Annotated in this window: 15 protein-coding genes; 8 read left to right on the top strand and 7 right to left on the bottom strand. The window is 62.9% G+C overall.

Translation table 11 applies throughout. The annotated features are described in order from the left end of the window. Nucleotides 1-2: 2 nt before the first annotated feature. Nucleotides 3-344 (top strand): hypothetical protein, encoded by a 342-nt coding sequence (locus FJ978_RS25355; protein ID WP_013893465.1) that lies wholly within the window; start codon nucleotides 3-5, stop codon nucleotides 342-344. Beyond that, nucleotides 344-655 (top strand): DUF6665 family protein, encoded by a 312-nt coding sequence (locus FJ978_RS25360; RefSeq protein WP_140574842.1) that lies wholly within the window; start codon nucleotides 344-346, stop codon nucleotides 653-655. Before FJ978_RS25355 ends, FJ978_RS25360 begins: the two co-directional genes overlap by 1 nt. On the opposite strand, the gene FJ978_RS25365 is transcribed toward FJ978_RS25360, so the two are convergent. Beyond that, on the bottom strand, nucleotides 636-1,520 hold the full coding sequence (locus FJ978_RS25365) for an alpha/beta hydrolase (RefSeq protein ID WP_140574843.1): 885 nt from the start codon (nucleotides 1,518-1,520) through the stop codon (nucleotides 636-638). The two genes, FJ978_RS25360 and FJ978_RS25365, sit on opposite strands and share 20 nt — an antisense overlap. A 76-nt stretch (nucleotides 1,521-1,596) precedes the next feature. After that, complete coding sequence (locus FJ978_RS25370) at nucleotides 1,597-1,941, bottom strand: cupin domain-containing protein (RefSeq protein ID WP_023768030.1); 345 nt, start codon at nucleotides 1,939-1,941, stop codon at nucleotides 1,597-1,599. 313 nt (nucleotides 1,942-2,254) lie between these two features. Here FJ978_RS25370 and petA point away from each other — a divergent pair, with 313 nt between their 5' ends. The 6 genes from petA (at nucleotide 2,255) to FJ978_RS25400 (ending at nucleotide 7,985) form a co-directional block, all read left to right on the top strand. After that, nucleotides 2,255-2,815: a ubiquinol-cytochrome c reductase iron-sulfur subunit gene (gene petA / locus FJ978_RS25375; protein ID WP_013893469.1), complete on the top strand. Its 561-nt coding sequence runs from the start codon at nucleotides 2,255-2,257 to the stop codon at nucleotides 2,813-2,815. Between the two features lie 16 nt (nucleotides 2,816-2,831). After that, a complete protein-coding gene (locus FJ978_RS25380; protein WP_013893470.1) occupies nucleotides 2,832-4,133 on the top strand; it encodes a cytochrome b N-terminal domain-containing protein in 1,302 nt (433 codons plus the stop codon). Nucleotides 4,134-4,244: 111 nt separating this feature from the next. Beyond that, on the top strand, nucleotides 4,245-5,117 hold the full coding sequence (locus FJ978_RS25385) for a cytochrome c1 (protein ID WP_140574845.1): 873 nt from the start codon (nucleotides 4,245-4,247) through the stop codon (nucleotides 5,115-5,117). Between the two features lie 127 nt (nucleotides 5,118-5,244). After that, a complete protein-coding gene (locus FJ978_RS25390; RefSeq protein ID WP_140574847.1) occupies nucleotides 5,245-5,940 on the top strand; it encodes a phosphatase PAP2 family protein in 696 nt (231 codons plus the stop codon). 165 nt (nucleotides 5,941-6,105) lie between these two features. Further along, on the top strand, nucleotides 6,106-7,251 hold the full coding sequence (locus FJ978_RS25395) for an alpha-hydroxy acid oxidase (protein WP_181176768.1): 1,146 nt from the start codon (nucleotides 6,106-6,108) through the stop codon (nucleotides 7,249-7,251). Nucleotides 7,252-7,439: 188 nt separating this feature from the next. Then, nucleotides 7,440-7,985 carry an adenine phosphoribosyltransferase gene (locus FJ978_RS25400; RefSeq protein WP_013893474.1) on the top strand — a complete coding sequence of 182 codons (546 nt, stop codon included), beginning with the start codon at nucleotides 7,440-7,442 and terminating at the stop codon, nucleotides 7,983-7,985. A gap of 54 nt (nucleotides 7,986-8,039) precedes the next feature. Here the strand turns inward: FJ978_RS25400 and FJ978_RS25405 are convergent, their stop codons facing one another. The 5 genes from FJ978_RS25405 to FJ978_RS25425 form a co-directional block, all read right to left on the bottom strand. Beyond that, nucleotides 8,040-8,510, bottom strand: coding sequence for a MaoC family dehydratase (locus FJ978_RS25405; protein WP_140574851.1), 471 nt, complete (start codon nucleotides 8,508-8,510; stop codon nucleotides 8,040-8,042). After that, nucleotides 8,507-8,977, bottom strand: coding sequence for a MaoC family dehydratase (locus FJ978_RS25410; RefSeq protein WP_140574853.1), 471 nt, complete (start codon nucleotides 8,975-8,977; stop codon nucleotides 8,507-8,509). Before FJ978_RS25410 ends, FJ978_RS25405 begins: the two co-directional genes overlap by 4 nt. A gap of 126 nt (nucleotides 8,978-9,103) precedes the next feature. Next, nucleotides 9,104-10,078 (bottom strand): magnesium/cobalt transporter CorA, encoded by a 975-nt coding sequence (gene corA / locus FJ978_RS25415; protein ID WP_013893477.1) that lies wholly within the window; start codon nucleotides 10,076-10,078, stop codon nucleotides 9,104-9,106. Between the two features lie 219 nt (nucleotides 10,079-10,297). After that, nucleotides 10,298-11,401, bottom strand: coding sequence for a redox-regulated ATPase YchF (ychF, locus tag FJ978_RS25420; RefSeq protein WP_140574855.1), 1,104 nt, complete (start codon nucleotides 11,399-11,401; stop codon nucleotides 10,298-10,300). A 156-nt stretch (nucleotides 11,402-11,557) separates the two neighbouring features. Then, nucleotides 11,558-11,899, bottom strand: coding sequence for a protease inhibitor I42 family protein (locus tag FJ978_RS25425; RefSeq protein ID WP_041164092.1), 342 nt, complete (start codon nucleotides 11,897-11,899; stop codon nucleotides 11,558-11,560). Between the last annotated feature and the right edge of the window lie 14 nt (nucleotides 11,900-11,913).

Below are 11,913 nucleotides of genomic sequence, written 5' to 3' on the forward strand. Positions count from 1 at the left end.
TGATGGCTATTGTCTTGCCGCTAGAGACTGAAGTGCTCAATGAGCTCCGGTTGGAATTGCTTAAGTTCCTCTCCGACCATTCTGGACTTTCCGTGCCGGCAGCAGTCTCCTTTACAAAAATGGACGATGGGGACATGGGAAGCTTCGAAGCTGTAGCTGTTGGCCATTCCTTGACAACTAAGGCGCGACTGATCTCCGATTTTGCCTACACGGATGTCGACGGTATGGGCGTCTTAGTGTCCGCGTTCTCGGATGGACACGTTATTTCCGCGGTCGATTTTTGGAGATATGATTTCGGCCCTATTTTATCTTTTCCCGAAGCTAAGGACTTGGAGGCCCGCTGATGTCTCTACGCCCCCCTTCTGGTTCGACGAGCGCTGCCGCTGCCGAAGCCGCTTTCGATGCGCTTGGCCACGAGATCCTAGCCGAGAAGGCGGCCGCGCTCGGCCGCGCCGGGCAGAAGGTCGAGGAAACGCTGGCAAGGCTGCGTGACAATGCCGACGAACAGATACGCTCGATGCTCCTGAAGGATGCCGCCAAGGCAGTGCACGCCTACTTCATCCAGCGCGAACTGTGCGGGCTGCGCAGGCATGATGCCGTCATCCGCGAATACAACATCCCGAAGGCCGTGCTGGTCAGGCTTGGCGCCATGTAGGGCCGGAGCCTGCAGCGCGGATTTCCCTGTGAAATCTCGCCAGGCGGACGGCGAGCGCTTCGGGGTTCTCGTCGGCGACGAAGTGTCCGCTGTCGGCGATGATGTCGCCCTCGACGTTCGACAGCCCGGCCGCCCGCAGCCCGTCGACATAGTCGTCGATGTCGCCGGCCTCGGCCGACCCCCTCAGATACAGCACCGGGATCGCGATCGGCTGGGTGGGCGGAAGCGCGTTGGCCTTGGCGTCTTCGGGGAAGGCGCGGTACCAGTCGAAGCCGGCCTGAAGGCTTTCCGGCCGGGAATAGGCTCTTGCATAGATTTCCCTGGCCTGCGCGGGGATCGATGCCCGATCCTTCGAAAGCGCATTGAAGAAGAAGTCGAAATAGGTGCTCTGATGGCCGCTCACCAGCGTTTCCGGCAATGCCGGGACGGCATGGAATGCAAAATGCCAGATCATCGGATTGCGAATGACCTCCTCCCACGGCGCGACACCCGGAACGACGACATCCATGATCGCCGCGCCAGAAAGCCTGTCGGGATGGTCACGCAACAGAGCGAACACGATCTGGCCGCCGACATCATGGCCGGCGGCCACGAGTTGGCGCAGCCCGCAAGCCTCGGCAACGCCCCTCATCAGCCTCGCCAGGGTTTTCTTGTCGCCTGCCTTGGGCATGCCTTGCGAGCCGCCGATGCAAGGCAGGTCGGGTGCGACGACCCGGTAATCGGCAGCCAGCCGGCCGATCGCCGGTTCGAACGCATATGAGCTTTGCGGCCATCCATGCAGCAGGAGGAAGGCAGGCGCATCGGCCGGGCCTGCCTCGCGGATCGCGATGCTCAGCCCTTCGATTTCGATGTTTGAGGTTCGCATGTCCTGCACGTCCTGGCCCGCCGCCCATGCCATAGATCTAGGCGGCAATCGGGAACTCGACAGGGCTATGCCGGATTCACTCCAGCCATTCGGTGATGAACGTACCGTTCTCGTGGATGTCCGTCGTTTCCAGCGGACCCGGGCCGAGATTGGTGAATTTATGCGGCGTGTGAGGCGGCACGATCAGGATCTGGCCGGCGGTGGCCTCGATTTCCTGGTCGCCGACCGTGAACAGGCCGGTGCCCTGGCGGATGATGAAGATCTCCGCGTAGGGATGGGAGTGCAGCCGCGGTCCGCCGCCGACATCGGGCAGGTGATTGAAGATCAGGCAGGAGTTGGAGCCATAGGCGCCGCACTGCAGTTCACCCTTCCAGCGGTCGGGGCGAACAGCCCATTCCTCGCGATCGATGACGTGTGCCATGCAAGGAAGGATAGATCACACCGGCATCCCGTGTCGAGGCGAACCGGGGCATTGGATTTGCGGTTGTTTCCCGGTTGTTTAGCCGCCTTTTGCGACCATTCGCCGCCTTGCCGCGCAGTGGCGGATTTTGTCCCCGCGACAATCTGCCCTTGTGCCTTCACCCGTCTGGACAAAAACGGGCTTCACGCATAAACCGAAGTCCAAATGCCGGAGGAATTCGCTAGCCTGTTCGCCATGCGCTGTCGGGTTGGCGTGATTGAGCGGGGAACAGGCTCGGCCACCGGCGCGGAAGAGGCGAAAGGATCAGGCACCCGTGAGCGCAACCGATACCCACGATCCCAACCGTCGAGATTTTCTCTACGTCGCCACCGGCATGGCAGCCGTGGTCGGCGCCGGCGCCGTTGCCTGGCCCTTCATCGACCAGATGCGCCCCGATGCCTCGACGCTGGCGCTTGCCTCGGTCGAGGTCGATGTTGCCTCGCTGACACCGGGCATGTCCTTGATCGTCAAGTGGCGCGGCAAGCCGGTCGTGGTGCGCAACCGCACCGAACAGGAAATGAAGGACGGCGAGGCCGTCAAGCTCTCCGATCTCAAGGATCCGATCGCCCGCAATGCCAACCTTCCGGCCGACGCGCCGGCGACCGACGCCAACCGCACCACGCCCGGCAAGGAAGCCTGGATGGTGATGGTTCAGGTCTGCACCCATCTGGGCTGCATTCCGCTCGGCCAGGAAGGCGATTTCGGCGGCTGGTTCTGCCCGTGCCACGGCTCGCAATACGATACCGCCGGCCGCATCCGCAAAGGCCCGGCGCCCGAGAACATGGCTGTACCGGTATTCAAGTTCATTTCCGATACCAAGATCCTTATCGGTTGAGGCAGGGGATATTTCGATGAGCGAGGGACACTCGACCTACACGCCCAAGACCGGTATCGAACGCTGGTTCGACGCCCGCATGCCGCTGCCGCGGCTGGTCTATGACAGCTTCGTCGCCTATCCGGTGCCGCGCAACCTCAACTATGCGTGGACCTTCGGCGGCATCCTGTCGATCATGCTGGTGGCGCAGATCCTGACCGGCATCGTGCTGGCCATGCACTACACGGCCGACACCAATCTCGCCTTCGGCTCGGTCGAGAAGATCATGCGCGATGTCAATTCCGGCTGGCTGCTGCGCTACATGCATGCCAACGGCGCCTCGTTCTTCTTCGTCGCCGTCTATATCCACATCTTCCGTGGCCTCTATTACGGCTCCTACAAGGCGCCGCGCGAACTGCTCTGGATCCTCGGCTGCATCATCTACCTCCTGATGATGGCGACCGGCTTCATGGGCTACGTGCTGCCATGGGGACAGATGAGCTTCTGGGGCGCCACCGTCATCACCGGGTTCTTCAGCGCCATTCCGCTGGTCGGCGACTGGATCCAGCAGTTGCTGCTGGGCGGCTTCGCCGTCGACAACCCGACGCTCAACCGCTTCTTCGCGCTGCATTACCTGCTGCCCTTCATGATCGCCGGTGTCGTCGTGCTGCACGTCTGGGCGCTGCATGTCGTGGGCCAGTCGAACCCGACCGGCATCGAGGTCAAATCGAAGACCGACACCGTCGCCTTCACCCCTTACGCGACCATCAAGGACGCGTTCGGCATGATCGTGTTCCTGTTCTTCTTCGCCTATTTCGTCTTCTACCTGCCGAACTATCTCGGCCATCCCGACAATTACACGGTCGCCAACCCGCTGAAGACCCCCGCCCATATCGTGCCGGAATGGTACTTCCTGCCGTTCTACGCGATCCTGCGCGCCATCACCTTCAACATCGGGCCGATCAACTCCAAGCTCGGCGGCGTGCTGTGCATGTTCGGCGCCATCGTCATGCTGTTCCTGGTGCCGTGGCTCGACACCTCCAAGGTGCGCTCGGCGGTCTACCGGCCCTGGTACAAGCTGTTCTTCTGGCTGTTCGTGGCCGATGCCATCCTGCTCGGCTGGCTGGGCTCGCAGCCGGCGGAAGGCAGCTATGTGTTCATGGCGCAGATGGCGACGCTGTTCTACTTCGCCTTCTTCCTGATCGCGCTGCCGGTGCTGGGCCTGATCGAGACGCCACGCAGGGTGCCGAACTCGATCACCGAGGCGGTGCTCGAGAAGAACAAGGGCGGCAGCGGGCATCCGGCGGGCGCCACGGCCGCACCAGAGACCAAGGGCTAGAGCATGATCCCGAAAAGTGGGAACCGGTTTTCCCGGACAAACGGAACCGTTTGTCCAGAGATCATGCTCAAACAGGAAGACAGAGCGGTAGAGAATCTAAGGGGATTTGGCATGAAAAAGATTCTCACCTCGCTGGCGCTGATCGGCCTTGTGGCCGCCGGCGTTGGAGCTGCGGGCACTTCGGCATTCGCCGCCGAAGAGGCGCACAATGCGGCCGCACCGACGCATTTTCCGATCAACGAGCCGAAGGAAATGAGCTGGAGCTTCACCGGCCCGTTCGGCACCTATGACAAGGCGCAGCTGCAACGCGGCCTGAAGGTCTACAAGGAAGTCTGCTCGGCCTGCCACTCGATGAATTTGGTGGCGTTCCGCACGCTTTCGGACCTCGGCTACAGTGACGCGCAGATCAAGACGCTGTCCGCCGAATACACCATCCATGACGGCCCCAACGATGCCGGCGACATGTTCGACCGTCCCGGCAAGCCGTCAGACCATTTCCCGGCGCCGTTCGCCAACGAAGAAGCTGCCGCTGCCTCCAACGGTGGCGCTGCGCCGCCGGACATGTCGCTGCTGGCCAAGGCGCGCGGCGTCGAGCGCGGCTTTCCGCAGTTCGTCTTCGACATCTTCACCCAGTATGACGCGGGCGGCCCCGACTATATCCATTCGCTGCTGACCGGCTACGATCAAACGCCGCCGGCCGGAATGGTCATCCCGGAGGGTACGCACTACAACCCGTATTTCATGTCGGGCGTGTCGCTGAAGATGCCCAAGCCGCTCTCCGACGGCCAGGTGACCTATGATGACGGCTCGCCGCAGACCGTCGACCAGTATTCCCGCGACGTGGCCGCCTTCCTGACATGGGCCGCCGAGCCGCACATGGAAGACCGCAAGAAGATGGGTTTCCGCGTGCTGGTGTTCCTACTGCTGTTCGGCGCGCTGGTCTATCTGACCAAGCGCAAGGTGTGGGAAGCCATCGCCCACTGAGTGGGGCGGACATAGCGAAATGCAGGGGGCGCCGAGAGGCGCCCTTTTTGCGTCCGGTGACGATCATGTCACATGGCCGTCACCGCATCTGGCGATCCTGCGGCATTCTCGAACAAAGGATCGCTCCATGAAGAAATACGCATCGCTCGCGGCTGGTCTGCTGCTGCTGGTCATCGGCTCGGCCGCGCAGGCGGAAGACGCAAAACCCTTCGTCACCAACAAGGACGTCGACCTGACGATGATCCTGCCGCCTCCACCGGCGAACGATTCGGCCGAGACCAAGGCCGAACTCGGCGAGGTGCTGACGCTGCAGGTGACGCGTACGCCCGAAATGGAAGCCCGCGCCGTCGCCGATGCCGAAGAGAATGTCTGGCGCTTCGCCGATGTGATGGGGCCGAATTTCAGTGCGGAAAAGCTGCCGAAATTCAGCGCCTTCTTCGATCGCGTCGTGGCCACCGAAGGTGCTGTCGTCGACCCGGCCAAGGATATCTGGAAGCGTCCGCGCCCGCACCAGCTCAGCGATCTCGTCAAGCCGGCGGTCAAGCTGTCGAGCTCGGGCTCCTGGCCATCCGGCCACGCCACTGTCGGCACCATGATCGGCATCATCCTTGCCGACATGGTTCCGGAGAGGCGCGCCGAGATCATGGCGCGCGCGGCCGAATACGCCCACAACCGCGTTGTCGGCGGCATCCATTATCCGTCCGATGTCGAGATGGGCAAGATTTCCGGCAGCGTCATTGCCGCGGTCCTGCTCAACCGGGACGATTTCAAGGCCGAATATGAGGTGGCCAGGGCCGAGCTGCGTTCCGACCTCGGCATGTAAGGCTTCGCCGGCAATCTCGGCAGAGAGGGGCGCTTCAGGCGCCCCTTTTCGTGTTCACGGCCGTGCTCTACGAGAGTTCAACAATTAGTCCGTTGGCATGGCCGCATCTGGTTGATATTTCAACAGTGGCAAAGGCTTCGTCCGCCATGGCCTTGGAAATCGATGATGCGGCTCAGCGACTGTCACAATTTTTCCGATTTCCGGCGGATGGCACAGCAAAGGCTGCCGGGGCCGATCTTCAATTACATCGATGGCGCGGCCGATGACGAGGTCACTTATCGCCGCAACACCGCAAGTTTCGAAAGCTGTGACCTGGTCCCCAACGTCCTGCGCGGGGTGAGCGAGATCGACATGTCGGTGACCGTCATGGGCCAGAAATTGGCTATGCCGTTCTATTGCTCGCCGACTGCCCTGCAGCGGCTTTTCCACCATCAGGGCGAGAGGGCGGTCGCCAAAGCCGCGGCGAAATACGGCACGATGTTCGGTGTTTCCACGCTCGGCACCGTCAGCCTCGAGGAGGTGCGCAGGATCAGCGGCAGCCCGCAGATCTACCAGTTCTACTTCCACCGAGATCGCGGCCTCAACCGGGCGATGATGCAGCGGGCAAGGCAGGTTGGCGTAGAAGTGATGATGCTGACCGTCGACAGCATCACCGGGGGCAATCGCGAACGCGACAAACGCACTGGCTTTGCCATTCCCTTCAAACTCAACCTTGCCGGCATGGCGCAGTTCGCGCTGAAGCCGGCTTGGACAATCAACTATTTCACCCATGAGGGCTTCAAGTTGCCGCAGCTCGACGAACATGTCGACATGGGCGGCGGCACGATGTCGATCAGCCGCTACTTCACCGAGATGCTCGATCCGTCGATGACCTGGAACGATGTCGCCGAGATGGTCAGGCAGTGGTCGGGTCCGTTCTGCCTCAAGGGTATCATGTCGGTGGAGGATGCCAGACGCGCCGTCGATATCGGCTGCAGCGGCATCGTACTGTCCAACCATGGCGGGCGGCAGTTGGATGGCTCGCGGGCGGCATTCGACCAGCTTGCCGAGGTCGTCGATGCCGTCGGCGACAAGATCGACGTCATCATGGATGGTGGTGTGCAGCGCGGCACTCATGTGCTGAAGGCACTGTCGCTCGGGGCCAAGGCCGTCGGCATTGGCCGTTACTATATGTTTCCTCTGGCGGCGGCCGGCCAACCGGGTGTCGAAAGGGCGCTCGAGCAGATGCGGGTCGAGGTCGAACGCGGCATGAAGCTGATGGGCTGCAGTTCGATCGGACAATTGTCGCGCTCCAATCTCCGTTTCAGATAGTCGGAGTCGGGCGGGCCACCGCGGATCATGCGGATGCGGAAGATGGCTGCGCCGGCGAGATCGATCCCTTGCCTGATGCGGCTTGTCTCGGCCGCCACATCGCGCTAGCCGTTGTCGGTCGCGCCGGGTTACGATCGGACCCTGCCGCCTTTCACGCCTGTCAGTTGGATCATCCGGAGAGCCGTCTCATGAAACCTTCGCTCGAAGACACGCTGCTGGCGTCGATCCGCACCATTCCGGACTATCCCAAGCCCGGCATCCTGTTTCGCGACATCACCACGCTGCTTGGCAATGCGCGCGCCTTCCGCCGCGCCATCGACGAGCTGGTGCATCCCTATGCCGGCCAGAAGATCGACAAGATCGCCGGTATCGAGGCGCGCGGCTTCATCCTTGGCGGCGCCGTCGCCCACCAGCTCTCGGCCGGCTTCGTGCCGATCCGCAAGAAGGGCAAGCTGCCCTACGAGACCGTGCGCGTCGCCTACAGCCTGGAATACGGGCTCGACGAGATGGAGATGCACAAGGACGGCGTTGCCCCTGGGGAGAAGGTGATCCTCGTCGACGACCTGATCGCCACCGGCGGCACGGCGGAGGCGGCGGTCAAGCTCTTGCGCCAGATCGGCGCCGATATCCTCGCCGCCTGCTTCGTCATCGACCTGCCGGACCTCGGCGGGCGCGCCAAGCTGGAAGCGCTCGGCGTCCCGGTGCGGACGCTGATCGGGTTCGAGGGCCATTGAGGGAGCAGTTCTTCCCTTCTCCCGCAAGGGGAGAAGGAAGAGCGCCCAGCGCCGCTACTCCACCTTCACCAGCACGGCGCTCTCGAACTCCAGCACCTTGTCGCCGGCCGAGGCGAAGGCCTCGCAGCGCAGCGTCAGCAGGCGCCAGCCGGGGCGCGAGGCGATCGGGCGGTGGGAAAGGGCGGTGCGCGTGAAGGTGACGGTCTCGCCGGCGTAGACCGGCTTCAGCCATTTAAGGTTCTTGAAGCCGGGCGAGGGGCCGAATTCGGGGACCAGGCCGGGGCCTTTCCAGGCAGCGCCCCCGGTGTCCATGCCGGCTTCGAGATTGAGTTTCATCCAGGTGGCGGCGGTATGCCAGCCGGACGCGCAGAGGCCGCCGAGCACGCTCTTCCTGGCGGCTTCCTCGTCGACATGGAAGATCTGCGGGTCGTATTTGCGGGCGAAGGCCTTGATCGCCTCGGGCTCGAATGTGTGCGAGCCCAGCGTCACGGTGGTGCCGATGCGGAAGAATTCGTCCAGGGTCATGCCAGGCTCCCCGCGGCCTCACGCGTGAGGAACATGACGGAATTCTCAAGCTCGAAAACGCTTTCGCCGCGCTGGTTGAACAGTTCGCTGCGCATGGTGACGAAGCCCAGTTGCGGCTTCGATTTCGACAGGCGCCTGGCGACGACCACGAGGCTGCCGGTGAGCTGGTCGCCGGCCAGGACCGGCTTCTTCCATTTGACCTGGTCGACGCCGGGCGCGCCCTGGCAGGTGGAGTCCAGCAGGAAGGCATCGCACAGCATGCGCATGAACATGGCGCAGGTATGCCAGCCCGAGGCCGCCAGCCCGCCAAGGATGCTGGCCTTGCCGGCCTCCTCGTCGAGATGCATCGGCTGGGCGTCGAACTCCCGCGCGAATTCGATGATCTCGGCGGCACTTACCAGCTTGGTGCCGAGGTCGAGCGAGGTGCCCTCGACGAAGTCCTCATAGGCCCAGGTTTTTGCAGTCATGGTCTGAAATCCGGCTCAGGAATCCGCGATCCCCAAGGATCGGGCATCCCGGATGCAGGCCGGGCGCGGTTTGGTCAAGTTATTTCTGGTGCGCCAGCAACAGGCAGTCCGCCCGTGGCGAACCGATCAAAGCCAGCCGCGGCGGCGGAAATACCAGAAGGGCAGGATCGCCGACAGGATCATCAGGCCGATGGCGAAGGGATAGCCAAGCTGCCATTTCAGCTCGGGAATGACGTCGAAATTCATGCCGTAGATGGAGGCGACCAGCGTTGGCGGCAGGAAGATGACGGCGGCGACCGAGAAGATCTTGATGATGGCGTTCTGCTCGATCGAGATCATGCCGAGCGTGGCGTCGAGCAGGAAGGAGATCTTCTGCGACAGGAAGGTGGCGTGGTCGGCAAGCGACAGCACGTCGCGCGACAAGGTCTTGATGCGGGCGCGGATATCCTTGCTCATCCTGGTCTGGGTGGCGACATGGGCGAGGAAGCCGGCGAGGCGCTGCAGCGAGATCAGGCTGTCGCGCACGGAAGAGGCGATGTCCTCCTTGCGGCCGATGGCTTTCAGCAGCTCCTGGAAGTCGCGGTTGCGCTTCGACGCCTTGGTCGAGGTCGCCTGGAAGATGTCACGCGAGATCACTTCCACGTCACGGCCGGCGCGCTCGAGAATGTCGGCAAGGCGATCGACGATCGCTTCCAGCAGGCCGATCAGGATGGTGTCGCCGCTGGTGCATCCGGTCGCCGCCTTCTCCGCGCGCAGCGGAAAGGTCTTGAACGCCTTCGGTTCGTGGTAGCGAACGGTGATCAGCCTGTTGCCGGCAAGCGCGAACGTGACCGGCGACATCAGGGGATCGTCGACCTCGGTCTGGGCGGGCAGAGTGGCGGTCATGAAGTAGGCGCCGTCCTCGATGTAGAGGCGGCTGGAAATCTCGATCTCCTCCATCTCCTCGCGGGTCGGGATGGCGATGCCGAGCCAGCTTTCGATGGTGGCCTCTTCCTCCTTGGTCGGATTGACGAGATCGGCCCAGACCACCTTGTCGCCATTGGCCTGGAGGTCGTCGGTGAGGCGCAGGCGATCATTGTCGACGACGAAGGCCTTGATCATCGCCGGATCTCCCCTGTTGGATTAAAGGGCGTTTGGATTGATGTCGGATTGCACGGCTCTTCGTCGCATGCGCCGAGCGTGTGCCTGCCGCTTAGACCCGTGCCATGACAAAATCAAGACAAGTGGCCATTGGACGGGATGGCACAGGGCTCGGAACATATGCCGACAATGCATCGCCGCCGGATGGTGACAATGCTTGGGATGCCTAGCGTGCCAGCATCAAGTGTTGAACTTGAACAGCATGATGTCGCCGTCCTGGACGACGTATTCCTTGCCTTCGTCGCGTGCCTTGCCGGCTTCCTTGGCCGCTACTTCGCCGCCCAGCGTGACGAAGTCGTTGTAGGCGATGGTCTGGGCGCGGATGAAGCCGCGTTCGAAATCGGTGTGGATGACGCCGGCGGCCTGCGGGGCCTTGTCGCCCTTGTGGATGGTCCAGGCCCGCGTCTCCTTGGGCCCGACGGTGAAATAGGTGATGAGGTGCAGCAGCTCGTAGCCGGCGCGGATCACCTTGTTGAGGCCGGGCTCGTCGAGGCCGAGCGAGGACAGGAATTCCATCTCCTCTTCGTCCGAGAGCTGGGCGACTTCGGCCTCGATCGCGGCCGAGATCACCACGGTGCCGGCGCCCTGGGCGGTCGCCATCTTTTCCACGGCCTTGGTGTGTTCGTTGCCGGTGGCGGCATCGGCCTCGGCGACGTTGCAGACATAGAGCACGGGATGCGAGGTCAACAGGTTCAGTCCCTGCAGGATGCGCAGGTCCTCGGCCGAAATGCCCTTGAGCAGGATGCGGGTCGGCTTGCCGGCCTGCAGCAGTTCGAGCGCTGCCTCCATCATCGGCAGCACGGTCGTCGCTTCCTTGTCCTTGGTCGAAGCGCGCTTGCGGAATTGCACGATGCGGCGCTCGAGGCTGTCGAGGTCGGCGAGCATCAGCTCGGTCTCGACCGTCTCGGCATCGGCGACGGGGTCGATGCGGCCCTCGACATGGGTGATGTCGTCATCCTCGAAGCAGCGCAGCACGTGCACGATGGCGTCGACCTCGCGGATGTTGGCGAGGAACTGGTTGCCCAGCCCTTCGCCCTTCGAGGCGCCGCGCACCAGGCCAGCGATGTCGACGAAGGAGATGCGGGTCGGGATGATCTCCTTCGACTTGCCGATCGCGGCGATCTTGCCCAGCCGCGGATCGGGCACCGCGACCTCGCCGGTGTTCGGTTCGATGGTGCAGAAGGGATAGTTGGCGGCCTGCGCCGCCGCCGTTCTGGTCAACGCGTTGAAGAGCGTGGACTTGCCGACGTTGGGCAAGCCAACGATGCCGCATTTGAAACCCATTTTGTCCAGTCCTATCGGGAATTCGAAATTTGATGAGGGCTATGGGCGATAGGGGGGAGGAACGTCAAGCCCCGCGGTCGCGCGGGCAGGGCCGCGAAAGGCCGCATCGGAGGGCGATCGGCGGTTTTGAGCAGTTCGAACCGCGCTTTTAGGACGTTACTTCACGTCGATGGTGACCGGCTGAACGGCCCGGACAATGTCTTCCCACGGCCGCTTCAGTTCAAAGCGAAGCTGGATCTGTCCAGGCTTGCCGCAGGAAACCGTGAAACGCTGCAAGGTTGTGCCGCCTATCCCTGTGTCATCGGGCTTGCTCTCAATCTGGGTGATGGTGCAGCCCGCCGGCGCCGGCGGAACCGACCAGACGACGCCCGCGCCAGGCGTCGCCGGCAATTCCACGACAATCTGCTCGCCGATTGCGGGTTGGAAATTCATGGTCGCTCGTTCGTTCGCCATCGCATCTTCCTTTGTGGCGACGGGCGGCGCGCCGATGCGCGCCACCTTCCGATCCCATC

It is taken from the genome of Mesorhizobium sp. B1-1-7 (genome assembly GCF_006442705.1).
Classification (GTDB): domain Bacteria; phylum Pseudomonadota; class Alphaproteobacteria; order Rhizobiales; family Rhizobiaceae; genus Mesorhizobium; species Mesorhizobium opportunistum.